The sequence below is a fragment of the Ruegeria sp. K3 genome (genome assembly GCF_056531845.1).
On the sequence record NZ_JBQFMM010000005.1, the window covers coordinates 59,687 to 83,925 of the forward strand.

Sequence of the window (24,239 nt, forward strand, 5' to 3'; positions counted from 1 at the left end):
CTGTGCAGACCTTGCTAACTAGGCTTGAAGGCCTGCGCGTCGCATCACCGGCGCGTCATAGGCTGCCCCTCGCAGAATACTGCCAACAGAGCTGGTTGCCCCTGGCTCGCGTTGTTTCTGATTGGGCAGCAGGCCGACTGACCGGCGTTTGGAGAGACCCGGACGTTGATGGATTGGCAGGAATTCTGATCGACTACACAGAGACCTTGGAAAAATCGGAGCGTGTGTTTTCCGGCGATCTGTCGCTTAAGGATGCGGCGGCGCGTCTGAGAATTAGCGTCGGTTCTATCCGACGGTTAAGGGATGGTGGATATTTGAAGCAGATAAAAGCGCGAAACCCGGACACGCAGCACTACCGGTGTTACATCACTGAAGAGAGCATTCAGGCGTTTGCAGAGGTGTATGTGACGCTTGGCCAAATGGCAGAGCACATTGAGCCCGCAGCGATCCATTTGGCTCGGGCGTTGGACCGAAGAGAAATCGAGACGATCCCCTGTGACGCCGGGTTTGTTCGCGCTTATCCGAAAGAGATACAGGGAATAGTTCGTGAACTGGCGAACAGAGTAACGAGTTAATCTGATCCGACGGTTTCAGTAGCCACAGCGCCGCGGTTGCTCCCCCAGGTCTTGTTAATAAAACCATGATGTACCTTTCCGGATGGCCGTCTTGATACTGCGAGAAACCCAATGAACCGTCTAACCTTCGCGTCCAGCGTTTCACCTGAGATCGAGCAGGCCATCCAATCTAAGCTTACCGCTATAGAAGCGGATCATGATGTCCGAGTGCTGTTCGCCATTGAAAGCGGTAGCCGTGCGTGGGGTTTCCCGTCTCCAGACAGTGATTATGATGTACGCTTCATCTACGTACATCGGCCAGACTGGTATCTGAGCATTGAGCCCGGTCGTGATGTTATCGAACTGCCGATCGAGGGCGATTGGGACATTAACGGGTGGGATATTCGTAAAGCACTTGGTTTGTTGATCAAACCAAACCCTGTGATGTTGGAATGGTTATCCAGTCCTATCAGGTACAGGTGGAATGATGTGATATGTGAACGGCTGATTGCCTTCGCATCCAAGACGACCTTCGGCGAATCCTGTCTGCACCACTATCGCAACCTGGCAAAGAAACAGTGGGACAAGCATGTTGGTGAGAGCCAGGAGGTGAGTTTCAAGGCGTATTTCTACATACTGCGACCCGCCTTGGCGATCTCCTGGATCAGGCAGATACCCGATACGCCACCGCCGATGAACCTGCATGATCTCATGAAAGATCAGGACCTGTCTCCCAACCTACTCGGGCATATTGACAGGCTTTTGGTGTCAAAAAGCAAAACCAAGGAAATGGGCCGTGGGCAGCGCATAGCGATCATTGATGATTTCATACACGATCAAATGGCGTGGGCAGCCGTGGTGAAAAAGAACGAAGATCGCCTCGACCTCAGGGCCGAGGCCGATAACTTGCTGCGGCACATCGTAAGAAAAGAAGCGGGACTTGGTTCGTGATCTATCGATGGCCGCAACGGGCCAAACTGCTTCGGTCGTCTCAACAGCCACCTGGGCCAAAGTGCGCGGCGGAGTTATGTAATGCTTCCGCCGCACATTCTCACCAATAGTAGTGGTGGGGTTTGCGCCCATCGGGCCAGACTAGGTCGTCAGGATCAGCGCCTTTCAGGATGCCGAACGCAAGAGCCTTGGATTTGTGTCTCGTCGGACGCGTTTGACAGGTGATGTCGTGAAAGCGTGGCCAATTGCCAAGCCATCGGACATCATCCGGGTCTTTTCCGAGACGATGGCTCAGACCTAGGCGTGAGTCCCCGTTCCCAAGTACGGTACGGGGACGTTTGCGTTTGTAATGGGCCATGTCATTGGCATTTCATGCAGTTTCTGAACTACATGGCACCCTCCATCGGTTGGCTCGTTGGTTTTGGGCTGGGCTCGGATAGACGGCCGAAAACGCAGCCGGTCTGAATATCGGACTGGGCGAACAAGATCAATGGGCGGGAAAAAGCCGCTCAATGTGGTGTTAGGCGATTGGGCCGGTAGGCTGTGGACGGACGGACCACTCAACCAGAGATCGCTTCACATAACACCCGTTCAGCGACGTTTGCGGTTTGTTATCGAAGTATCAAACATCAATGGTTGCCAAATCTGGCGCTCGTTATATTGCCCTCCGTTTACCGCGAAGCTGACAAAGATTACCTTTTCAGCGCTTACTTCGGTGCGAGGTTTCGGAAACTGAATGCGAGACGCAACAATGTCCGGGCCTTATACTCTACCAATCTGGAAAACGTGTCGAGAAATAACTAGGGAGCCGGACTGTAAACAGCCGCTGCAGCATGGATCTCAAGGAAATGCCCAATGTTATTTTCGCGGGGCTTCCATCCTTTGGAGAATAGCCAATCGCTTGTCGTGTTTCGGTGATGTCCCAGCGCATACCTGGGTTATCTGACATTAGGTTCAGGGCTGCGAAGGAAATATCCTTGGCATCTATTGCGGCGCGCATTCCGCCTAGAAAGTCCCGATCACTCAACCACATTTCCTGACCCCACCGGCCCATCGCCATGTGTGTGCCGGGTTGGTTGCCGTGAGTCCATTGCGTCCAGCCGATGCGCAAGCAGATGACCGACAGTCCGTGATGCTCGGCGAAATAGGCCCCTGTCCGTTCACAGAATAGCTTTGACATGCCGTAGGCGTTTACTGGCCCTGGTGGTGTCGCGCTGTTGAGCACCTCATGCGTGAACCTTTTGTCGCCATGGACCCAGTTGGAGCTGGCAAGAACGACGCGGCTGACGCCCATGGCTGCCGCATGGTGATAGAGAGAAAGCGTTGCATCCACATTGTGTTTGATCGCGGAGGCCCAGGTGGCGGAGGGCTCTCGGTCACCAGCAAGATGCACGATAACGTCCACGCCCTTTAGCAAACTGACCCAACTGCTGTCGTCAGACAGGTCTGCGGTGTGAATGTCGGGATGATCAACGGGGCGAATGTCGAGGCCAGAAACGATGTAATTGGAGTCGTTTTCTAGCGCGTCGAAAAGTTTGCGGCCTAGGTGCCCGCCAGCGCCTGTAATCAAGACATGCATGACAGGAACTCCTTGTTGTTTGTGAGTCCCAATGGCATTTGGGTTGCATCTTCATCTGTAAAGACGCGGAACGTCTGCCGAAAACTCAGCGTTTCATTCGGTGCGAGGTTGCGTGCAGGGGAGTGCCACTCCGCTTCGCAATAGGCGTAATCGGCTGAATTAAAGACCTCAAACGGATAGTCGTGTGCAAATTGATCGCCCTTTTGAGGTTCTGGTACCGAGCACATTAGCAACGGGGTATCAGCGCCGCACCGTATCAATGTACGACCGTTGGGGTTCGGTAGCCCGACCTTGAATTCCTGCTGTCTGTTGCAATCCACGACAATGCCGTTGCCGTGCGTAGCTATCATCCCTTCGGCAGAGCCAAAAACAGGATAAAATGCAGGGTCTTCCAATTCGACACCGACCTTGGTGGGGGTGTTAAGCATCATGACTGACCAAATGCCGGTCAGGCGCGAGGAGGTCCCATGGTTAACCACGATGTGTTCAATTTCCCAGCTTTCCGCCGAGGTCAGCGTGATGCGGCGCGACACTGACAAGTGCGAGGTCGGGCATAATGCGCTGGTCATGTCGATACGAGTGCTGCTTCTTGAAGTGATCTGGTAAGAGCCGCTGTCCAACACGGGAAACGGAGCGCCGTTTACCCAGGATGCATCTGGGGCGATCCACGTCTTCTCTCCGCCCCAGAGCGGAAAACCAAATTGTGGAGAGCGTGTGGGCAGATCAGTGAGCCGTGTGTCATCGACATCCAAACCGTCGAGATCTGCGTTCTGAAATAGGAGGGAGCGACCTTGGAAGACTATATCCCATAGGCGGCCCCCGATGCCGGGCAGGAGTGTCAGCTGCAGATCGTTTTGCTGCAGGTGAAGAACGCTCCATCTGTCCGACATGTACCCCCTCCTATCGGTTTCCCGGCGCGATCGAATGCGCCGGGACAATCCCTTAGGTGTGCTTGAACTGGACGACGTTCTCGGCAGTAATCGGCATAACCCCGGTCTCAACGCGCTCCGGCAACGGGTTGATGCCAGCCGCCTTCCAATCGGGCAAGACCTTCAGCGCGTCTGTGTTCTGCCAATGCATCATGTGGAAGGCTAGAAAGATCTCAAGATAAGATTTCTGAGCCACAGCGCCGTGAATTGTGCCGTCTTCGATATAGGGAAGCATATCATCATTTCGGTCCATCGCGACGATCTTGATGTCCTTGCGTCCTGCCTCATTGACGGCAATTGCCGCGCCTTTGCCGCTGTCGCCGTCCGTGCCGCCAATGCCAACAATATCCGGGTTCGCCTGAATTGCCTGAAGGTAGGCTGTCGGCGCATAGGACGGGTCGGCCTTATCGTTGACGACGTCGACGACCTCGATATCTGGGTATTTCTCAGCAAAGATTTGTTTGTACCCCTCGACCCGCTCCAATGTGGAGGGGGCAGGGAAAGTGCCGAGGATAACCTTGCCTTTCCCGCCAATCGCTTGCGCGAGCATTTCACCGCCGACACGTCCTGCCTGAACGCCGTTGATACCAAGGAATGTGGACCGGGGACTGTCGGGAATATCGCCAATACAACATGTGACCGGAATGCCCGCCTCGACCGCACGTTCGACGCCGGGAGCCAGAGTGGCCGGATCACCGGGGAAGATAAGGATGCCTGCGGGACGTCTTGCGATCAGTTCATCCAATTGGCGTGCTTGTGCGGCCGTGTCGAAATCCAACGGGCCGGTGAATGTGGCCTTGATGCCCATTAACTCTTCAAGGTCTTCCATCGCATTGCGATAGTCCACCCAGAACGGCACCTGCGTGACGATGGACAGGAACACATACTCCTTGCCGGCCGATTGTGCCATGGCTTCTTTGGACAGCATGGGCAGTCCGAACGCTGCGGCCAATCCAGCGGTGGTACCCGCTGTCAGCAGCCTGCGCCGATTCACATTCAATTCAGTCATCGTAGTCTCCCTGTTTTGGATCTTTGGTTGTTGTTGGGTTTTGGAAAGCTTATGGATTAGCCCCGTTTGCTTCGGATCAGCATGTCCAAGGCCACCGCTGTAACGAGCACACCGCCGATGACGATCATCTGCCAGTAGATCGATACGGCCAGCATCGTCATAGTGTTGTTGATCAACGCGACAAAAACGACGCCGAGGAAAGCACCGAGAATAGTACCTTCGCCGCCGCGTAGGGATGCGCCACCGATGACCGCAGCCGCCAGAACCTGAAGTTCGATACCGTTGCCTGCCGTGGGCGTACCGCTCATCAGGCGGGAGGCCAACAATACACCCGCCAAGGCAGCCAGAATTCCGGTCAGTGCGTACAGAACGATACGCACGCGTGTGACATGGATGCCTGACAACATCGCGGCCTTTTCATTGGCGCCGATGAAATAGACCTGACGGAAAAAGCGTGTATGGCGGACGGCCAGGTCAAACAGGACGACGAGCAGAATGGTGAACAAGACGATTACCGGAAAGCCGCCTATGTCAGCTTTACCGATCCAGGCAAATGATGCCGGCAGGCTTGAGACAGAGAAACCTTCCGTCAGGACAAGAGCGATGCCTCGCGCAATCGACATCGTGCCGAGGGTTGCGATAAGCGGATTGATCCCGAGGCCGGTCACCAGCAAACCGTTCACTACGCCGACAATTCCACCCAGCACCAATCCGCATACAACAGCGAGCGGAATTGGCATGCCGGTCAAAAGCAGCATGGCTACGACGGTAGAAGACAAGGCCATTACCGACCCGACGGAAAGATCGAACCCGCCAGAGGCAAGCAAGATCGCCATACCGATCACGATGATCGCGGTCGGGGCCATGCCCACGGCCACGGCTCGAAAGTTCGAGAAGCTGAGGAAATAGGGATTAACGTTGGACATCACGATGATGATGGCGGCGATCAGAACGATCAGCGTCAGTTCACGAATATCGACAAAAGCTTGTAGAACACGGCGCAGCAGCGGACGCTTCATGGGCAAGTTGGCTTGAGCGGTCATGGTCACGTCGCGACTCCTGATTGATTGGTTTGGGGTGCGTCCACAATTGGAACGGAATTTCCAGCGGCCATTTGAAGAAGCGTGGTTTCGGTTGCCTCGGCGGCTGCGATGTCTCCCATGAGGCGACCGTCGTGGACGACAAGGATGCGGGTCGAGAGAGAGACCAGTTCGGGAAAATCGGATGACACGACGAGGATGGCCATTCCCTCGGCTGCTCGACGCAAAAGTTCCGTGTGGATTTGGAATTTGGCTCCGACATCGACCCCTTTTGTGGGCTCCTCAATGATCAGAAGAGCTGGCGCGCGTTTGAGCCACTTGGCCAACATAATCTTTTGCTGATTGCCCCCTGAGAGATCACCAACAAGTTCGTTAATCCCACTGGTTTTGACACTGAATGCGTCAATGGCTGTTTGGCTGGCTGCTTTGATCGAGCCCGAACGCATGAACCCAGCAGACGCATGATCGGGAAGACTGGCCGCGATCAGGTTGTCGCTGAGTGATTGTTCCAGAAAGAGGCCTTCAGTCTTGCGTTCCTCGGGAACAAACCCGACCCCAGCACGCATCGCCTGCCGCAAGGACGCAAAGTTAACAGGCTTGCCGTGCAGTCTGATCTCCCCGGTCGCGCCATGCATCAACCCGACAATCGATCGAACAATCTCGCTGCGGCGAGCGCCCATCAACCCTGCCATCCCTACAATCTCTCCGGCTTTAATGGAGAAAGAAATGTCTTCGAATTCATCTGGATGGGTTAATTCTTGGACATGCAAAACCTCTTCGCCGTTAACCTTACCTGACCGCGTGACATCACCGGGGTGAGCGCCGCCGATCATCTCGGCGACGACTTGTTCCTGAGAAGTTTCCGAAACCGGTAAAGTGCTGATGTGGCGCCCATCTCGCAAAACGGTAATGCGATCCGAGATCTGGAAAATCTCGGCCATATGGTGGCTGACATAGACGATGCCAATCCCTTTCTTTGTCAGGGACTTTAGGACTTCGAATAGTGCGTCTACTTCGTCGGGTGCCAATGCTGATGTCGGTTCATCCAGCAAAAGGACGCGGGAATTCAACGACAGCGCCTTCGCGATTTCAACAATCTGGCGGGAGCTTATTGGCAAGTTTTCCACGGGTGTTGAGACGTCGATATCCAGACCGAATTCCGTCAGTAACGCCTCCGCACGGCGGCGCAGTTCAGGCCAGTCAACTACGCCAAACCGGGTGGGTACGCGCCCCGCGTAGATGTTTTCCGCAACAGAGAGCGCGCCAGCGAGGCTGAGTTCTTGAAAAACACAGCCGATGCCCAGGGATTGCGCGTGCGATGGGCTTTCGACTCGCTGTTCCTTGCCGTCGCAGAGGATACGCCCAGCAGAAGGTTGGTGAAGTCCATAAAACAGGCCGAGACAAGTGGATTTTCCGGCGCCGTTTTCCCCGCATAGCGCGTGAACTTCGCCGGGTCTCAATTCAAAGTCGACGCTATCCAAAACAATGTTCGTGCCGAAGCTTTTGCCAACCCGATCCAGCTGGATCAGTGGCTGTAGCCCCGATGAGTCAGGTTTCACTGCTGGCGTCATACAAGCTTCCTCCCGCCTTTTGATTGGCATCTGATATCTCAGATGTCAACTGAAAAAGAAAAGACCGTGAGGTGCCCAAAAGAAAGAGGCGGCGCCGTTCTGGCCCGCCCCTGTCACAACGAAGCTACGTTTTTGCTAGGATGCGGTCGCTCCTTCGAGGACGATGGCGGCGCTTTTGTAGGCTTGTCTGGTGCGGTCAATATGCGCTGTGAGAAGAGATTTGATTTTGGCCATGTCACCTTCGCGAACGGCAATAGCGATTTTCGAATGCTCGTCGAAGGAGAGCTCAGTATGCTGTGGCAGCTTCGCCAAATGGGTTCGCAATGCGGCAATCTTACCGATGTAGCGTGTATAGCTGGCCGTCAGATAATCGTTACCGGCATGTTCAAAAATTAACTGATGAAATGTGGTATCCAGTGAAAGGTAGCCCTTTTCATTACCTCGCCTGCGTTCCTTCTCCATGTCCTTCACGACACGCTGCATGTCGCTGGCAAGACCTTCCGGGTTCCGCAACAACGCAAGTTCAAAGGCGGCAGTTTCGATAGCCTGTCTGAAATCGCAGATCTGAGTCACTTCCGGCTCAGACAGCGAAAAAACGCGTGCGCCTTTTTGAGGCTCGATACTGACCAACCCTTCGTCACGTAATTGAGCGAGTGCTTCGCGGACTGGCGATTTCGATACGCCCAGCTCTTCGGAGATTTTCCGCTCCGACAAAACCTGACCCATTTTCAGGGAGCCATCGATAATACTATTCCGCAAATGTTCCAGTGCGAGTTCACGCAAAGACTTGGGTCTCTCAAGCGCCATCTGAGGATATCTCCAAAAAAAGGTGTTGCCAGATGCAAGATATCTGATACACCAGATTAGGCAAGCTGGTATATCAGATATCAGAATGTACTTAGGAGATCAAAAAGTGCGCGCAGAGTTGGTCGTCGATTGTAAGAACCAGCACGGGGAAGGGATTTTCTGGAATCCCGCCGATGGTCTTGTCTGGTGGACCGACATTGAAGGCTGTGCGCTTTGGTCATTTGATCCTGCGACGTCAGAAACCGCATCTCATGAGATGTCGGAGCGCGTGTGTTGCTTTGCGCCGCGCGCGTCTGGCGGGCTGATCGTTGCTTATGCGGATCGAGTTGTCTTGTTCGATTCGCCCGAGAGCGAGGAAACCCTTGTGACACGATTCGAGCCGAACAACCCGGAGACACGGCTGAACGACGGGCGAACCGATCGCCAGGGGCGATTGATTGTTGGAGGCATGAACGAAGTTACTGGTAAGGCCGATTCGTCAGTCATCTGCGTCGATAAAGACTTGAGTGTGCGGACGATTATCGAAGGAGTGTCTTGCGCCAATTCGACTTGCTTTACATCCGACGGTGAGACGATGTTCTTCGCGGATACTCCGGATCGGGAAATCGTCGCATTTGATTACGACACCCGCAGTGGAACCGTTTCGAACCGTCGGCGGCACGCTTCTTTCAATGATGAGCCCGGCTTGCCTGATGGGTCCTGTGTCGATGCCGAAGGGGGCGTCTGGAACGCCGAATGGGAAGGCCATCGCGTTGTTCGCGTCGCACCTGATGGCACGATAGATCGCGTGATCGAGGTGCCGGTCTGGAAGCCCACCTGTTGCGCTTTCGGTGGCCCTGATCTCGACACGCTGTTCATCACGACCTCAAGGCTGATGAGTGACGAAGCAGCTTTAACAAAAGAACCGGAATCCGGCGGCCTCTTTGCTGTGAAACCCGGCGTTCGTGGCGTGATCGACGCGCCATTCAAAGGATAACCAACGAAATTCTGGAGGAGAAAACTATGTTGAAAATGCTTATGACCACTACGCTTGCCGCGGGGTTCGCCACGCTGGCAACGGTCGCTCTGGCGGAAAATTATCCAGCGCCGGTTCCACTTGAGGACGGGGCCCAAGCGCCAATCGATGCAATAGAACCCAAGAACGATACGTTCCGGATCGCGTATATGCCGCCGGCGACCGAGTTCAACTACTACATCGCCATCGGTGAAGGCATCAAAGCGGTTGCTGCTGAGGCCGGGGTCGAAGTCTTCATGCTTGCGCCCCAGTCCGGTGCGGACATCAACGGCCAGATGGGTATGATCCAGGATGTGCTGACGCAGGATGTGGATGCGATCATCTTTGGTACACACGATGAATTTGCTGCCGCACCACTGCTTAAGCAGGCCGTCGACAAGGGCATGGCAGTTTTGATGATCAACTCGGACATCCCGAACTTCCCGACACCCATTCATGGCGTTGTCGGGTACTCTCAGCGGAACGGTACGCATGCTATCGCTGATTGGGCCATTGAGACTTATGGTGATCAACCGTTGAAAGTAGGCATCATCGAAGGGCAGCCTGGCTATCACTCGACCGAGCGGGTGGGCGGCTTCCTCGACGGTATCGAGGGCAACGAAAACTTCGACGTTGTGGTGTCTATTGACGGTAAATGGAACGTTGAAGGCGGCAACACAGCTGGCATGGATATCCTGCAGTCGAACCCCGATCTCGACATGATCTTTGCGGCGAACGACTACATGATCATCGGGGCATCTTTTGCGGCGAAAGCGCTTGGCCGCAGTGACATCGTCCTTTTGGGCAATGATGGCGACACGTCCGGCCTTGAAGAAATTGCGGCTGGCAACATCACGGCAACCGTCAACACCTCACCATTCCTGATGGGTAAGGCGGCTATGCACGCAACCATTGATGCGCTCAACGGGTCCTATCCTGGCGGCTGGATCGAAACGCCCACATCAATTGAAGACAAAGATGGTGCGATCAGCGTGCTGCAAGAGCCAGAAAAGCTCTTCCCGCAGCCGTCCAAAGAGTACTGAGTTTTCTCCCCGCTTCCCGGTGGCGCGTGCGCGTGCTGCCGGGTCGCAAACCAACCGAGTTTCACTTTTGTCGAGGCAATCGCGATGACACACGCAACGCCCCTTTGGGAGTTTGTCGATATTACCAAGGCCTATCCTGGGGTTTTGGCGAATGACAAGGTCTGCATCCGGCTTATGCCCGGTTCCATTCATGGGCTGCTGGGTGAAAACGGCTGTGGCAAGTCGACTATGATCAAGACACTGTCCGGCGTGCAGCAACCCGATAGCGGTCAAATCCTGCACAATGGCAAGCCGGTCACGATCAGCGACCCGCAGGTGGCACGTGAACTGGGCGTCGCAACAGTTTTTCAGGAATTCTCTATCGTGCCCACCTTGTCGGTTGGCGAAAACATCTTCCTTGGCAATATGCCTCGGTCCCGCTTTGGCGTGATCGACTGGGCCAAGGTCCACAACGAAGCCGCGCGCGTTTTGGCGGAAATGGATGTCGATGTTTCTCCCGAAACAATCACCGGCTCGCTATCGGTAGGCGAGCAACAACTGGTCGAGATCGCGAAAGCCGTCGCGATGGACGCTCGCATGATCATCCTGGATGAGCCGACGGCGGCATTGGGTGAAGATGAAATTGAACGCCTGCACCAGTTACTGCGCAATATGCGTGAACGCGGAACCGCTATTCTCTATGTGTCGCACAGGCTGGATGAGGTTGAACGGATCGTTGATGAAGTGACGATCTTGCGCAACGGCTGTGTTGTGCGAGCGAGTGGCGAGACCAAGATCAACGTCTCTGAGATTGTCAGCGCAATGGTCGGTGAGGACATTGGTGAGCACTATCCCAAGGAGCAGAACGCGACCAAGGATGTTGTGCTGGAAGCGGCAGGACTGAGCACCAATTCGGGCGTGAAAGATGTATCGTTTTCGTTGCACCAGGGTGAAGTTCTGGGCTTGGGTGGCGTATTGGGCAGTGGCCGCACAGAGATTGCCCGCGCCCTGTTCGGAACAGACGAGCTAACAGGCGGACAGATAAGACTAAATGGCAAACCGGTTCGCTTTCGTCGGGAAATTGATGCGATCCGTGCGGGCTTGGCTCTTGTCCCAGAGAATCGAAAGTTTGACGGGTTGTTCTTCAATTTCCGCGCAAGCGGGAACGTCACCGCAGCGTCCCTTGGCGGGCTAAGCCGGTTCGGCGTGTTGAATCTTAAGGCGGAAGAGCAAGCTACCCATGACCTGATCCGCGATCTGGAAATCTCAACCCAGGCTGAGGAAAAGACGGTCAACTTTTTGTCTGGTGGCAATCAGCAGAAGATTGTTATTGCGCGTTGGCTGTTTTCAGCCTCGGACATTCTGATCCTTGATGAGCCGACGCAGGGGATCGATATCGGCGCGAAAATCGCTGTTTACAAGCTGATTAACAGGCTCACGCGGGCGGGAAAATCGATCATTCTGATCAGTTCAGACCATGATGAGTTGCTTGCGATGAGCGATCGGATTGCCGTCGTGCAGCACGGAACGATAGTGCGCACAGTCGATGCATCCGACCTTACTCATGACGACCTTGTGCGCGCGTCCGCCGACACCCCCCAATCCAAGCCTAAGGAGGCTTTCGCATGAAGCGGATCTTTGACACCCAGTTGATCGGGCCATTCGCAGCAATGGTGATCGTCGCACTGATCGTGGCACTTACGACGGAACGCTTCCTGAACCCGGGTAACCTTTCAAACCTGTCCCTACAGGTAAGCATCGTGGCCTTGATCGCAATCGGGTCTACTATCGTGATCTTCGCTGCGGGCATCGATCTGAGTTCCGGGTCTATGGTGGCTTTGCTGACCATGATCCTTGCGCAGATGTTGAAATTTGTTGGCATTCCACTGGTACTGGCATTGCCACTCATTCTTCTCATGGGCGGATTGCTTGGTCTGTTCATTGGGCTGATAACAGCCTACGGGCGTATCCCGTCTTTCATCACAACATTGGCAGCGTTGATTGCCTTCAGGGGCCTTGCCCTAACCTTCAACAATGGATCGCCGATCTTTTCGCTGGATCCGGCGCTGGAGCCAATATTTTACGGCAAGCTGTTCGGCGTTCCGATGCCTTTCTTCTACCTCGTGTTCTTCTACGTCCTTGCCGCGTTCACTATGAACTTCACGAAACTCGGCCGTGAGATCTATGCCGTGGGTGGCAACCCAGCCGCTGCCGTTCTGACGGGTATCAACGTACGTAAAGTTCAGACGACGACATTTGTCATCGCAGGTTTCATGACGGCTGTTGGTGCGATCCTGATGTCAGCGCGCCTCAACTCTGGTTCGCCCAACTATGGCCAGACGCTGGAACTGCAGGCCATTGCCGCTGCTGTTGTCGGCGGAGCCAGCCTTGCAGGCGGTCGTGGCAACATCCTCGCCACGCTGATGGGGGCGATGACAATCGTTATCGTCCAGAATGGTTTGAACCTGAACGCTGCGCCATCTTCGGTTCAGAACATCGTGTTGGGCCTGATCATTCTGTTGGCCGTCGGCATAGACATGTGGCGTGCAGAGATTTCGGGCTTGATGGGTCGAATGTTCGGCCGCACTTCATCGCAGCAGTCGTCTAACGTAAAGAAGGAGGCCTGAGATGGATCTGGGGCTTAAGGATAAGCTGGTCCTGGTGACTGGTTCAGGTTCCGGCATCGGCAAAGCCACTGCCCGGGTCTATCTTGAAGAAGGCGCTCGGGTCATCGTGCATGGCCTGACCCAGACGGAAGTGTCCGACTGCGTCGACGACCTGTCATCTCTGGGCAAGGTCGAAGGCATTGCGGCCGACCTGACCAAGACCTCAGATGCAGAAACACTGGCGGATTTTGCCCGCGCGCGCGGGGCGGTGGATGTTCTTGTGAATAATGTCGGCATCTTCTCGGTCAAACCGTTCGAGGATCTCACGGATGACGACTGGATGCACTACTTCAACATCAATGTCCTGTCCGCCGTTCGGATGAGCCGAATTTTCCTGCCTGACATGCTTGGCCGGGATAAGGGATCTATCATCAACATGGCTAGCGAAGCGGCAGTGAAACCGCTCCCTCAGATGGTGCATTATTCTGTCACTAAAACTGCCATGTTAGGTCTGACACGCGGCATGGCAGAACTGACAAAGGGCACGAAAGTCCGGGTTAACTCGATCCTGCCTGGTCCGACCTGGACCGAAGGTGTCGAAGCCTATTTTGACGGTCTCGCGGATCAAAAGAGTGAGCCGCTCGATACGATCGTCGACAATTACTTCAAATCAGATGAGCCCACATCGCTCATACAACGCTTTGTCCAACCAGACGAAGTCGCCCGCATGATCGTCACGATCTCAGCAAGCACGGCCTCCAATGGTTCTGCGCACCGGATCGAAGGCGGCATCGTTCGCAACATTCTTTAACTTCTAACTGGAGGAGCCCTACATGGCCGCTCTCACTTTCTCTCACATCGGCATCACAGTTCCCGACCTGGAAAAAGCCGTGGAGTTTTATTCCAAGGCATTCGGCCTCTACGTGCTGATGGAACCAACTGAAATCCTGCATGACGAAAGCGCCATCGGTCAGATGTGCGACGATGTATTTGGGGAAGGTTGGGGAAGCTTCCGCATCGCGCATTTGTCGATGGGCGACGGTGTTGGCATCGAATTGTTTGAGTTCCCGAAGACCGTCGAAGAAGAACGCCCGTTTGAATATTGGCGGCGTGGCTTGTTTCATTTCTGCGTACAGGACGAGGATCTGGAAGGCCGCGTCAAGGTTATCGAAGACCTGGGCGGGCGCCAGCGCATGAGCCAAGTGCGCAAGTATTACCCAGGTGAAAAGCCCTATCGCATGGTCTATATGGAAGACCCTTTTGGCAACATTTTCGAGCTCTACAGCCACTCGTACGAATTGACCTATTCGGCGGGTGCTTATGACTGATCGCGCCGCCTTTCCCCCCAGAACGGACAAACCCAAGGTCGTGATCACCGATTACGACTTTGGTGATGTTGCCGTTGAGACGGAAATCCTGGAAGCCGCAGGAGCCGAGGTGATTGCGCTTCAGGCCAAGCGTCAGGAAGACCTGTTCGATGTCGCGCCGCATTGCGCAGCGATGATGAACCAATATGCCCGGATCGGGAAAGAAACGATAACGCGGATGCGAAACTGCGAGGTCATCGCGCGCTATGGCGTAGGCGTGGATATCGTGGATGTCGGCACGGCGACGGAAAAAGGTATCCTCGTCACCAATGTGCAAAACTATTGCACCGAGGAGGTCGCCGATCATGCGATTGCCCTTTGGCTGACCCTGGCGCGCAAGTTGCCTGACTATGATCGGGCCACTCATGCAGGGATCTGGAAATGGCAAAGCGGGCAGCCGGTCTACCGTTTGCGCGGGCGGACGATGGGTGTCGTCTCGCTGGGTAAAATCGGGCAAGCCATCGTGGCGCGGGCGCAATCTTTCGGGGTTACGGTCATCGCCTACGACCCGTATTTGCCAAGAGAAGTCGCGGCAAAGATTGGGGTCGAGCTGGTGAGCAAGCCCGAATTGCTGGCAAGGTCCGACTATATCCTGATGCAAGCACCGATGACGCCGAACACGCATCACTTTTTGTCGGATGCCGAATTCTCGGTCATGAAACCCGGTGCGATACTCGTGAACACCGGACGCGGACCAACGGTCGACAACAAAGCCCTATTCCGGGCGCTGACCGAAGGCCATCTGGCCGCTGCAGGGCTCGACGACCCCGAAGAAGAGCCGGCCAAGCGCGCCAACTGGACGCCTGATGACAACCCGTTGTTCACACTGCCCAACGTCCTCGTAACGCCACATGCGGCCTACTATTCCGAGGAATCCATACACGCAGCGCGGGTCACCGCGGCCACTCAGGTGGCCAAGGTCCTGACAGGGCAAAACCCCGACTATACCGTCAATGCCGACGCATTGGCCGTATCTACCGCATAACAGGAGACAAGAATGCCAGACGTCAGCACGGACCTCAGGGTTTTCAATGATTTTGAAAGAAACCCGGAACTTCTCAAAAAATTCGACAAGGTGTTGGAGGCGTACTCTGCTGCTGCCATTTTTGCGGATGTGCAGTACCGAACAGGCGTGATGGACAGCGCCATCAAGCCCGCTTTCCGTGCCAAGGTGACAGGCCAGGCCGTGACGGTTCAGCTTTCAAAAGGTGATCTGGTCGATCCTTTGAGAGCGCTTGAAATGGGACAACCCGGGGACGTGATCGTCGTGGACGCGGGTGGTGATCGTCAAACGTCAGTCTGCGGCGGTTTAATGGGCGGTCTGGCCAAGAACCGTGGCATTCGCGGTATGATCGTTGATGGCACCGGGCGCGACACAGATGAGCTGGAAGACATCAATTGGCCAATTTGGACGCGCGCGATCACGCCGCGCGGAACGCACACGATGTTCTCGGAACGTAAAGAAGAACTTTCGATCAATGTGCCAATCGCCTGTGGGGGCGTCGTGGTAAACCCCGGCGATTTCATTGTAGCTGATCTAATGGGCGTCGTTGTGGTTCCACAGGATATTGCCGAAGAAACCGTGCGCCTTGCTCAAGAGCAAGCTGACCGTGAGGAGGAAACCCGTAAATGGGTGGCCCAAGGCAAAACCGTTGAGGATCTGCTGAATGAATTCGGTCGCATCTGAGCCAGCGCTGATCGGCGTAGATTGGGGCACTTCATCGTTCCGTGCATTTCTCATTGGTGCGGAGGGCGACGTGATCGATGGGGTCTCGTCGCCTGAAGGTATCATGCAGGTTGCGGGACAAACCTTTGACGCGGTCCTTGATCGTCTCATCGGCCCTTGGGTCTCCAACACTAACCTGCCGATCCTGGCATCTGGCATGATCACCAGCCGCAATGGCTGGGTAGAAACGCAATATGCTGAGATGCCGCTGGGTGCTGGCGGTCTGGCGCGAGCGTTGGTCCCCCACCAAGCGGCCAACGGAGCGCGTATTCATTTTGTGACAGGTGCTTCGACAGAACATGCCGGAGGACCCGACGTAATGCGCGGCGAGGAGACCCAGATCATCGGGGCATCTTCGCTAGGCTTGAGCGAAGGTATGTTCGTGATGCCGGGAACGCACAGCAAATGGGTTCAGGTTGCGGACGGGAAGATCGTGGATTTCTCGACTTACATGACGGGTGAGATCTTTTCGGCGCTGAAAGAACACACAATCCTTGGCACCTTGATGAAGGAGGACGCTTTCAGCGAAGACGCATTCGAGATGGGCGTCAAGGCAGGCCTCAGTGGTGAGTCGAACCTGCTGCACAGCCTGTTTCATGTCCGGACGCTTCCTCTTATGGGCAAAATACCAAAGGTTGCTACGGCCGACTACTTGTCGGGCTTGTTGATCGGGACCGAGGTTGCCGCCGCGACCGGCGAAGTAAAAGACTTCGGCACGATCACTGTTGTTGGACGAAGTGATTTGTCTGGCCGATACGAAATAGCGCTTCGAACTGCTGGTTTCGACAGCCGTCGCGCGCCTGACGATATCGTTGCGAAAGGGCATTTTCTGATTGCTCGCGCTGCGGGGTTGGTTGGATGATTGACCTCACCGCAGCTCTTGCCGAGAACCCGCTAATTGCGATTTTGCGGGGGCTGGCACCAGAAAATGCGCGCCCGGTGTCTGATGTACTCTTCGATGCCGGGTTTCGGATAATCGAAGTGCCGCTCAACTCACCAGACCCGCTGGAATCGATTACGCAGATCGTTGCGAAACATGGTGCTCAAGCCATCGTCGGCGCTGGCACTGTGTTGACTACGGATCAGGTCGCGGCGGTTGCAGATGCAGGAGGGCGGATCATCGTGTCGCCCAATATGAACCCGGATGTCGGGCGCGCGGCTGTCGCCCGTGATCTGTATTGGTGTCCGGGTGTCATGACCCCCTCCGAGGCCTTTACGGCATTGGATATCGGGGCATCGGTCCTTAAATTCTTTCCAGCGGAAATGGTGCCACCAGCTGCTATTGCGGCCATGCGCGCCGTATTGCCTGCAGACGCAATCATCGCTGCGGTAGGGGGCATAACGCCGGACACGGTGGCGTCGTATCATGCCGCAGGTGCGGATGGATATGGGTTGGGCTCCGCGCTGTTCAAACCGAGCTATACATTGGATGATATCCGCAGGCGCGCGCGCGCCTTCACCAGTGTATTGGAGGAACTTGGATGAAACAGGCCCTTGTAACGGGCGGTACGCGAGGGATCGGTGCGGGTGTTGCGCGGTCGTTGGCAGACGCAGGTTGGTCCGTCATTGCCGCATCCGCCTCCCAATCCGAAATGGATGCATTCGAGCCTCAGGACGGGATCAACGTGCAGCTCTTGGATGTCACCGACCAGGCGTCAATTAGTGATGTGTTCAGTGGACTCACGGGTCTGAATGCCTTGGTGAACTGCGCAGGTATTCTTCGGCGTGGCGAAGAATACGACATCGACGTCTTCGCCAAGGTGCTCGATGTGAATCTGACAGGCACCATGCGCTGCTGTCTTGCCGCGCATCCATTGTTGGCTGAAGCGAGTGGGGCCATCGTCAACACCGCCTCTATGCTCAGTACCTTTGGTGGGCCTTTGGTTCCGGCGTATTCCGCTTCTAAGGGCGGCGTGGCACAGTTGACCAAGGCGCTCGCAGGTCGCTGGGCCGAAGACGGTATCCGGGTCAATGCCATCGCGCCGGGTTGGATTGAGACAGAGATGACCCAGGGCCTTCGGGAAGACCCTGAAAGAACAGCGGGGATCATGGCGCGTACGCCTATGAAACGCTGGGGGAAACCCGAAGAAGTCGGTGCGCTTGTGCAATGGCTTTTGAGTGAAAACGCCAGCTTTGTGACCGGATCAATCTATCCGGTCGATGGCGGCTATCTCGCTATGTGAGGAAAATCAATGAATGACGATGACACCGCCCGAATGCCATATCAGTTGCCGTTTCCCAAGGATGCGCAAGACGAGATCGTGATCCCGAATGCCATGAACGAAGACGACAGGCTATGGGTTCCGCAGGCAGAGAACGTCTGGTTCCGACCGCTCTGCTTGAACCGCTCGCAAGGTTATTGGATGAACCTTCTCAAAGTGCGCAAAGCTGGTGTTCTTTCGCGGCACCGCCATCCACAGCCAGTCCACGGTTTTGTCCTGAAAGGGCGCTGGCATTATCTGGAACATGATTGGGTTGCGGAAGAGGGGGGATATGTCTTTGAGCCGCCGGGTGAGACTCATACTTTGGTCGTTCCCGACGATGTTGAAGAGATGGTCACCTATTTCCAGGTCAATGGCGTGATGTGCTATGTTGATCCGTGGGGCAAGGTCACTGGCTACGAAGATGTCTTTACCAAGATTGATCTGTGCCGAAAACATTTCGGGGAAGTCGGTCTTGGAGAAGATTACGTTGAACAATTCATCCGGTGATGCGCCGCGTTTCGCGCTTGTAGCGCATGATGCGCGAAAGGACGAAATCGTTGAATGGGTGGGTCTGCAATTGGCCCGCCTGGCCAGAGTACAAATCTTTTCGACTGGGACTACCGGTAGTCGCATTAAGCAAGCCTATCCAGAACTGGATGTGACCTGCCTGAAAAGTGGACCACTCGGAGGCGACCAACAGATCGGCGCTATGATCTGTGAAGAGAAACTGGATGCACTGATTTTCTTCGTCGACCCTCTGTCGCCCATGCCACACGACGTCGACGTTAAGGCTCTGACCCGTCTCGCGACGGTATATGATCTGCCAATGGCATGTTCGCGCTCAACCGCGGATCTGATCGTCAAGGGGCTGATTGACGAGGATGACAACGCGCCTGTCTGATACGCCACGCGCCGCAAGCGCCGATCAGCTGGTTTTCAAAAGGTGCTCTGCCAGACTGCCGAGGTTTTCGCTGCCGAGCTGGCTCATGTTGGCCTCAATGTCAGCCTTCAGGATGTGAACGAGATGGTCGACCCCTCGTGCTCCGAACGCTGCAACAGCATATTGAAAGGCGCGTCCGACCATGACGAAATCTGCACCTTTCGCCAGTGCGCGCATGATGTCCAATCCCCAGGCAACGCCAGAGTCGTAGATCAGTGGCACATTTGTTCCGACTGCCTTGCGGATGTTCGGGAGTTGGTCAATCACAGCGGGTCCGGCTTCGAATTGACGCCCGGAGTGGTTTGAGACCCAGATGCAATCCACGCCCTCGGCCACCATTTTTTGCGCGTCCTCCGGCCGCAGAACACCCTTGACGATCAGGTGACCCTCCCATTCCTGCCGTAGTTCGCGCAGGTAGTCCCAATCTGGAATCCCACGGATCAGAGCGCCTGCATGGGTAAAGCTTTCTCGTCCGCGGGTCGGGACGTAATCGTCAAAGAACCGCATACGTGGCATGATGCCCTCGCGCAGATGTGCAAGGCACCAGGCGGGTCGTGACGCCATTTCTGTCAGCGTGCGCAGGTCAGCTTTAGGAGGCACCGTCAGATTGGCGCGGCGTTGTCGTTCGCGCCGACTCTCTTCTGGAACGTCCACCGTGATTATCAGCGTATGAAACCCCGCTGCCTTAATCCTCGGGAGCATCGCGCGGCGCAACTCGCCGGAGTTCACCGGGTAATGCTGAAACCATCCATTTTTGCCAATGTAAGGTGCCACATCTTCCGGTGAAGCAACCGCCACGCTCGACAGCGAAAACGGAATGTTGTGAGCAACCGCTGCCTTTGCAAGCATCCGCTCTGCTCCAGCCCACATTAGGCCGGACATGCCTACCGGTGCTATCCCGAATGGCAGATCGTAAGTTTGACCCATCAATGTAGTTTGCAGGTCGGCCTTTGTTCGGCCGCATAGTACACGCGGCATGAATCCGATGGCATCAAGTGCGTCCCGGTTGACCTTCAACCCCAGCTCCCGGCCGGTCGCGCTGTCGAGGTATTCGAAGGCAAACTTCGGAATGCGCTTTTGTGCGGTTTTCCGAAGGTCTTCTATCGACGGGTGGGAAAGGTCCAGATCCATCCGGGTCCTCTGTTCGTTGTCTAACGTTTGAAGCTCCTCAGCCGGTTACCAAAGGGATGGCAGGGCCAAGGAAATTGCGGGCACATAGGTGATGAACATCAACAAGATCAGCATTCCGACAAAGAATGGCAGGATTGCCCGGCTGAGGCTTTCGATGGAAACCTTCGAAATGCTGCTGGCCACGAACAGGTTCACACCCAATGGCGGTGTGCAGAACCCAATGGCCAGGTTGACCGTCAAGATGACACCAAAAACGATCGGATCGACACCCAGCGCGGTTGCAACCGGCAGCAGGATCGGCGTCATGATGATGATCGACGAAATCGTCTCCATGAACATTCCGATCACCAACAACAGCAGATTGATCAGCAACAGGATGATGATTGGGTTGTCGGACAGGCTGGTGATCGTTGTTGCGAGCTCTGTCGGGATTCTTGCGAGCGTGATCAACCTGCCAAAGGCGGTCGCCATGATCACCAATATCAGAATGGTCCCGCTGGTCTTTGCACTGCCCGCCAAAACCTCTGGCAGGTCCTTGAGGGTGATGTCGCCATAGACGAATATGCCGATGAAAGCGGCATAGACTACGGCCACGGCACCGGCTTCGGTTGGGGTGAAGATACCGCTGTAGATGCCCCCAAGGATAATTACCGGCACCAATAGCGCCCAGATGGAAGACCGGAAGCTCTGCCAGACGCCTGGGCCTGAGAACGTAGTCGTCGATTGCTGAACAACCTCGTCCTTTCGCAGCAGAACACGAGCGACCAACATGAACATGAGAGCAAAAAGGATGCCAGGAACAACGCCTGCAAGAAACAGTTTGCCGATCGAAACCTCGGCAGTAACACCATAGATGATGAAGGGAATACTTGGCGGGATCATTACACCGATCATTCCTGAGGATGCTGTCAATGCGCCGCTGAATTTGCGCGTATAGCCGACCTTTTCCATCTCTGGAATCATGTTCGACCCGATGGCGGCTACGGTCGCAGGAGATGAGCCGGATATGGCGGCAAAAAACACACAGGCGAGCACGTTCACATAAGCCAGCCCACCCCGGATATGACCGATCAGCGCATTGGCAAATCCAACCAGTCGGCGAGACATTCCGCCGTGTTGCATCAGGTCGCCTGCCAATATGAACAGAGGGACGGCAATTAGAGGAAAGGAGTCCGCGCCTGTTACCACCGACCGTGCCAGAAGAACCATGGGTGGTGTGCCATCTACAAAGACCATCACGATCATAGTGGCCAAGCCCAGACAGATGCCAATAGGCACGCTGAAGAGCAACAGGGCAAAGAGCGTCAAGAAAAGCGTTGTTGCAAGCATGCCGGGTTCCTCACGCTTTGGTTCCTGCGATCAGACGCAGGGTTCGGAACAGATGTTGAGTGACGCGGATCGCGGACAGGCCAGCGCCAATCGGAGCCGAAGCATAAAGGATCGGAATCGGTAGCCCCAAAACGACCGAAGTCTGGCTGGCGACAAAAGGCTGTCGGATAAGCTTGATGCATTCAATTGTCAGAACGATCAGAAATCCAAGGACAAGAAGCGCGATCACAAAATCCGCGTAAAGCCTTGCGCGCTCGCTTAGGACATCACGCAGGACCGTGATACGCACATGATCGCCTGTGTGGAACGCATAGCTGACGCCTAGCCAGACAAACCATACAAACAGCCAAAGCGTTAGCTCTTCGCCCCATGAAAGAGAGGCATTCAGAATGTAGCGCATGAACACATTTCCAAAGATCAACAAGACAATCGCGGCCAAAAGTGCACTGGCTAAGACCTTTTCGGCATTCATATCGATCCATTTGATAACCGACACCGTTCACCTCCCCTTGAACGAAAGGGGCACCCGAACTTTCATGGCGCGGGTGCCCGTATTGGCTGAGTAGTCCGAGGGTCAGCTTCCGCTCGCTGCGGAAACCGCTGCTACCCAGTCGTCATAGGCTTCAGCGCCAACCTCGTCGCGATACTGCAGACGGACGCTTTCAGTTTTGTCGGCAAAGGCCTGTCGCTGCTCTGCAGTCAGTTCCAGAACCTCGACACCAGCAGCACGAATCTGTTCCAGTTGTTCCGCATCTTCGCTCGCGACCAGTTCAGCCTGATATTCACGTGCGGCGGCCATCGAGTCCCGGACCAGTTGCTGATGCTCTGCGGACAGCGAGTCAAAGAACGGTTTGGAGATGACGGGCATATAGACCGCAAAGACATGGCCCGTGGTCGAAAGGTATTTCTGAACCTCGTAGAAACGCTGTGAGGTAATGATCGCCAGTGGGTTTTCCTGGCCGTCGATCACGCCTTGCTGGAGAGCAGAATAGACCTCACCAAAGTTCATTGGCGTCGGGTTGGCCCCGAGCGTTTCGAATGTCGCCACATGAGCCGGAACCTTCATGGTACGTAGCTTGACACCCTCGAGATCTGCGGGGGTTGCAACCGGGCGGACATTGTTGGTCACATTGCGTACACCCAATTCAAGCCAGCCAAGACCGACCAATCCCTGGTTTTCGACCCGTGCAAGCATGCCATCACCAGCATCACCATCAAGAACATCAAAGGCGATGTCCTTGGAGGAATACATGTAGGGCAGTTCAATTACTGCAAAAGCCGGATCCCAGCCCGCGAAGAAAGAGGAAGGAGGAATGGCCATTTCCAGAACGCCGGTTTGAACACCTTCGATCATTTCGCGATCAGGGCCCATCTGCGACGAAGGGAATATCTGTACGTCGATCTCACCATTCGAGCCAGCTTCGACCAGTTCTTCAAATTTCAGTAGCGCGCGATGCATATGAAACGCTTCTGCTGCGCCATGCCCAACCTTAATGACTGTTTCAGCGGATGTTGCAAAAGCAAGCCCGGCTGACATGACGACGCCAAGCGCCAATGTTGATTTCTTGAACAAGGTATCCTCCCACGGATTTATTGAATTTTCGATCTATTATCTGAGATATCAGATATAATATAGAAATCAAGCTTACATGTGCTATTGTGTTAAAGAGACGAAATAGGACGAAGTGAAAATGACCGAGATTTTGCAGATTAAGCGCCCGGATTCGTTGAGTAAAACTGCTGAAGAGCACATACGAAAAGGCATTATCAATGGCACGTTTCAATTGGGTGAATCGTTGCCGGAAGTGAAGTTGTCAAATGCCATGGGCATCAGCAAAACTCCGATTCGCGAAGCTCTATCAGCTTTGAATCTTCAGGGCCTCGTTCAGATCTTTCCTCATCGAGGAGCCTTTGTATTCTCTCTTTCTCAAGAGGACGTGGTGCAGCTTTGCCAGTATCGGCTCATCCTAGAATCTGCAGCTTTGGAGCAGGCGCTTGAAAAGAACCCTTCGGTTCTGATCAATGAGCTGTCTACAATTGTTTCGAAGATGTCGGAAGCGCAGGAAACGGATGAATTCGAACAGTACTTGGAACTTGACGCCGAGTTTCACGACGCGTTTTTCAGGTCCTGCGGAAACAGTTACCTGCGGGATGGATATCAAAAAGTCAGTGATATCGTCCAAACTATGCGGACACATCTGTCCAAGCATTCCAATCGAACGAAGAAATCTTACAAGGAACATCAAGCGATCACATCGCTATTGGACGAGGGTAAAGTAAAAGCAGCAACGAACACCCTCAAACGTCAAATCACTCGCGGTGAGCGTTCTTACTCCGATTTGGTTGGTCTAAGGCAAGCATAGGTGCCCACCATTTGGTCACGATGTTCACCAAAAGCGCATCTGGCAGCAAATCTAATGCCGTGTGCGTGGGCAACATAAGTTCAAAGTGGCGGAGTTGGGCTGTTCTTAGACAAGGGC

Annotated in this window: 27 protein-coding genes; 16 read left to right on the plus strand and 11 right to left on the minus strand. The window is 54.9% G+C overall.

Features of this window, described 5'->3' with window-relative positions; translation table 11 throughout:
- The first annotated feature begins 173 nt into the window (after positions 1–173).
- A complete protein-coding gene (locus ACR0MP_RS10610) occupies positions 174–575 on the plus strand; it encodes a hypothetical protein (RefSeq protein ID WP_480886709.1) in 402 nt (133 codons plus the stop codon).
- 111 nt (positions 576–686) lie between these two features.
- Positions 687–1,505 (plus strand): nucleotidyltransferase domain-containing protein, encoded by an 819-nt coding sequence (locus tag ACR0MP_RS10615; protein WP_480886711.1) that lies wholly within the window; start codon positions 687–689, stop codon positions 1,503–1,505.
- Between the two features lie 100 nt (positions 1,506–1,605).
- Here ACR0MP_RS10615 and ACR0MP_RS10620 read toward each other — a convergent pair whose 3' ends face one another.
- The 7 genes from ACR0MP_RS10620 to ACR0MP_RS10650 all read right to left on the minus strand — a co-directional run bounded on the left by ACR0MP_RS10620 (position 1,606) and on the right by ACR0MP_RS10650 (position 8,440).
- Positions 1,606–1,863: a hypothetical protein gene (locus tag ACR0MP_RS10620; protein WP_480886712.1), complete on the minus strand. Its 258-nt coding sequence runs from the start codon at positions 1,861–1,863 to the stop codon at positions 1,606–1,608.
- Positions 1,864–2,274: 411 nt separating this feature from the next.
- On the minus strand, positions 2,275–3,084 hold the full coding sequence (locus ACR0MP_RS10625) for an NAD-dependent epimerase/dehydratase family protein (protein WP_480886714.1): 810 nt from the start codon (positions 3,082–3,084) through the stop codon (positions 2,275–2,277).
- Complete coding sequence (locus ACR0MP_RS10630; protein WP_480886716.1) at positions 3,072–3,974, minus strand: hypothetical protein; 903 nt, start codon at positions 3,972–3,974, stop codon at positions 3,072–3,074. The genes ACR0MP_RS10625 and ACR0MP_RS10630 overlap by 13 nt, the downstream gene beginning before the upstream one ends.
- Positions 3,975–4,026: 52 nt before the next feature.
- Positions 4,027–5,022 (minus strand): substrate-binding domain-containing protein, encoded by a 996-nt coding sequence (locus ACR0MP_RS10635; RefSeq protein WP_480886717.1) that lies wholly within the window; start codon positions 5,020–5,022, stop codon positions 4,027–4,029.
- Positions 5,023–5,078: 56 nt separating this feature from the next.
- On the minus strand, positions 5,079–6,065 hold the full coding sequence (locus ACR0MP_RS10640; protein ID WP_480886719.1) for an ABC transporter permease: 987 nt from the start codon (positions 6,063–6,065) through the stop codon (positions 5,079–5,081).
- A 2-nt stretch (positions 6,066–6,067) separates the two neighbouring features.
- On the minus strand, positions 6,068–7,633 hold the full coding sequence (locus ACR0MP_RS10645) for a sugar ABC transporter ATP-binding protein (RefSeq protein ID WP_480886720.1): 1,566 nt from the start codon (positions 7,631–7,633) through the stop codon (positions 6,068–6,070).
- Between the two features lie 135 nt (positions 7,634–7,768).
- Positions 7,769–8,440 carry a GntR family transcriptional regulator gene (locus ACR0MP_RS10650; RefSeq protein ID WP_170431691.1) on the minus strand — a complete coding sequence of 224 codons (672 nt, stop codon included), beginning with the start codon at positions 8,438–8,440 and terminating at the stop codon, positions 7,769–7,771.
- Between the two features lie 106 nt (positions 8,441–8,546).
- Here ACR0MP_RS10650 and ACR0MP_RS10655 point away from each other — a divergent pair, with 106 nt between their 5' ends.
- The 13 genes from ACR0MP_RS10655 (at position 8,547) to ACR0MP_RS10715 (ending at position 19,260) form a co-directional block, all read left to right on the plus strand.
- The gene (locus ACR0MP_RS10655; RefSeq protein WP_480886722.1) at positions 8,547–9,416 is read left to right on the plus strand and encodes an SMP-30/gluconolactonase/LRE family protein; all 870 of its coding nucleotides are present in this window, start codon (positions 8,547–8,549) and stop codon (positions 9,414–9,416) included.
- Positions 9,417–9,442: 26 nt separating this feature from the next.
- Positions 9,443–10,477, plus strand: coding sequence for a sugar ABC transporter substrate-binding protein (locus ACR0MP_RS10660; RefSeq protein WP_480886723.1), 1,035 nt, complete (start codon positions 9,443–9,445; stop codon positions 10,475–10,477).
- An 84-nt stretch (positions 10,478–10,561) separates the two neighbouring features.
- Positions 10,562–12,085 (plus strand): sugar ABC transporter ATP-binding protein, encoded by a 1,524-nt coding sequence (locus ACR0MP_RS10665; RefSeq protein ID WP_480886724.1) that lies wholly within the window; start codon positions 10,562–10,564, stop codon positions 12,083–12,085.
- Positions 12,082–13,083 (plus strand): ABC transporter permease, encoded by a 1,002-nt coding sequence (locus ACR0MP_RS10670; protein WP_170675551.1) that lies wholly within the window; start codon positions 12,082–12,084, stop codon positions 13,081–13,083. Before ACR0MP_RS10665 ends, ACR0MP_RS10670 begins: the two co-directional genes overlap by 4 nt.
- Position 13,084: 1 nt before the next feature.
- Positions 13,085–13,873 carry an SDR family NAD(P)-dependent oxidoreductase gene (locus ACR0MP_RS10675; RefSeq protein ID WP_480886726.1) on the plus strand — a complete coding sequence of 263 codons (789 nt, stop codon included), beginning with the start codon at positions 13,085–13,087 and terminating at the stop codon, positions 13,871–13,873.
- Positions 13,874–13,895: 22 nt separating this feature from the next.
- A complete protein-coding gene (locus tag ACR0MP_RS10680; protein WP_010437254.1) occupies positions 13,896–14,390 on the plus strand; it encodes a lactoylglutathione lyase family protein in 495 nt (164 codons plus the stop codon).
- Positions 14,383–15,414: a C-terminal binding protein gene (locus tag ACR0MP_RS10685; protein ID WP_010437255.1), complete on the plus strand. Its 1,032-nt coding sequence runs from the start codon at positions 14,383–14,385 to the stop codon at positions 15,412–15,414. The genes ACR0MP_RS10680 and ACR0MP_RS10685 overlap by 8 nt, the downstream gene beginning before the upstream one ends.
- Positions 15,415–15,426: 12 nt before the next feature.
- On the plus strand, positions 15,427–16,116 hold the full coding sequence (locus tag ACR0MP_RS10690) for an RraA family protein (RefSeq protein WP_010437256.1): 690 nt from the start codon (positions 15,427–15,429) through the stop codon (positions 16,114–16,116).
- On the plus strand, positions 16,097–17,017 hold the full coding sequence (locus ACR0MP_RS10695; protein WP_480886728.1) for a 2-dehydro-3-deoxygalactonokinase: 921 nt from the start codon (positions 16,097–16,099) through the stop codon (positions 17,015–17,017). Before ACR0MP_RS10690 ends, ACR0MP_RS10695 begins: the two co-directional genes overlap by 20 nt.
- Positions 17,014–17,640 (plus strand): 2-dehydro-3-deoxy-6-phosphogalactonate aldolase, encoded by a 627-nt coding sequence (locus ACR0MP_RS10700; RefSeq protein ID WP_480886729.1) that lies wholly within the window; start codon positions 17,014–17,016, stop codon positions 17,638–17,640. Before ACR0MP_RS10695 ends, ACR0MP_RS10700 begins: the two co-directional genes overlap by 4 nt.
- Positions 17,637–18,338 (plus strand): SDR family NAD(P)-dependent oxidoreductase, encoded by a 702-nt coding sequence (locus ACR0MP_RS10705; RefSeq protein WP_480886730.1) that lies wholly within the window; start codon positions 17,637–17,639, stop codon positions 18,336–18,338. Before ACR0MP_RS10700 ends, ACR0MP_RS10705 begins: the two co-directional genes overlap by 4 nt.
- Before the next feature lie 9 nt (positions 18,339–18,347).
- The gene (locus ACR0MP_RS10710; protein WP_480886732.1) at positions 18,348–18,866 is read left to right on the plus strand and encodes a 2,4'-dihydroxyacetophenone dioxygenase family protein; all 519 of its coding nucleotides are present in this window, start codon (positions 18,348–18,350) and stop codon (positions 18,864–18,866) included.
- Complete coding sequence (locus ACR0MP_RS10715; RefSeq protein ID WP_480886734.1) at positions 18,847–19,260, plus strand: methylglyoxal synthase; 414 nt, start codon at positions 18,847–18,849, stop codon at positions 19,258–19,260. Before ACR0MP_RS10710 ends, ACR0MP_RS10715 begins: the two co-directional genes overlap by 20 nt.
- 24 nt (positions 19,261–19,284) lie before the next feature.
- Here ACR0MP_RS10715 and ACR0MP_RS10720 read toward each other — a convergent pair whose 3' ends face one another.
- The 4 genes from ACR0MP_RS10720 to ACR0MP_RS10735 all read right to left on the minus strand — a co-directional run bounded on the left by ACR0MP_RS10720 (position 19,285) and on the right by ACR0MP_RS10735 (position 23,332).
- Complete coding sequence (locus ACR0MP_RS10720; protein ID WP_480886735.1) at positions 19,285–20,430, minus strand: alpha-hydroxy acid oxidase; 1,146 nt, start codon at positions 20,428–20,430, stop codon at positions 19,285–19,287.
- Positions 20,431–20,475: 45 nt separating this feature from the next.
- Positions 20,476–21,759 (minus strand): TRAP transporter large permease, encoded by a 1,284-nt coding sequence (locus ACR0MP_RS10725; RefSeq protein WP_010437263.1) that lies wholly within the window; start codon positions 21,757–21,759, stop codon positions 20,476–20,478.
- Positions 21,760–21,769: 10 nt separating this feature from the next.
- Positions 21,770–22,255 (minus strand): TRAP transporter small permease, encoded by a 486-nt coding sequence (locus ACR0MP_RS10730; protein ID WP_010437264.1) that lies wholly within the window; start codon positions 22,253–22,255, stop codon positions 21,770–21,772.
- Positions 22,256–22,333: 78 nt separating this feature from the next.
- Positions 22,334–23,332: a TRAP transporter substrate-binding protein gene (locus tag ACR0MP_RS10735; protein WP_480886737.1), complete on the minus strand. Its 999-nt coding sequence runs from the start codon at positions 23,330–23,332 to the stop codon at positions 22,334–22,336.
- Between the two features lie 118 nt (positions 23,333–23,450).
- Between ACR0MP_RS10735 and ACR0MP_RS10740 the strand changes: the two genes are divergently transcribed.
- Positions 23,451–24,122, plus strand: coding sequence for a GntR family transcriptional regulator (locus ACR0MP_RS10740; protein ID WP_480886739.1), 672 nt, complete (start codon positions 23,451–23,453; stop codon positions 24,120–24,122).
- Positions 24,123–24,239: the final 117 nt, after the last annotated feature.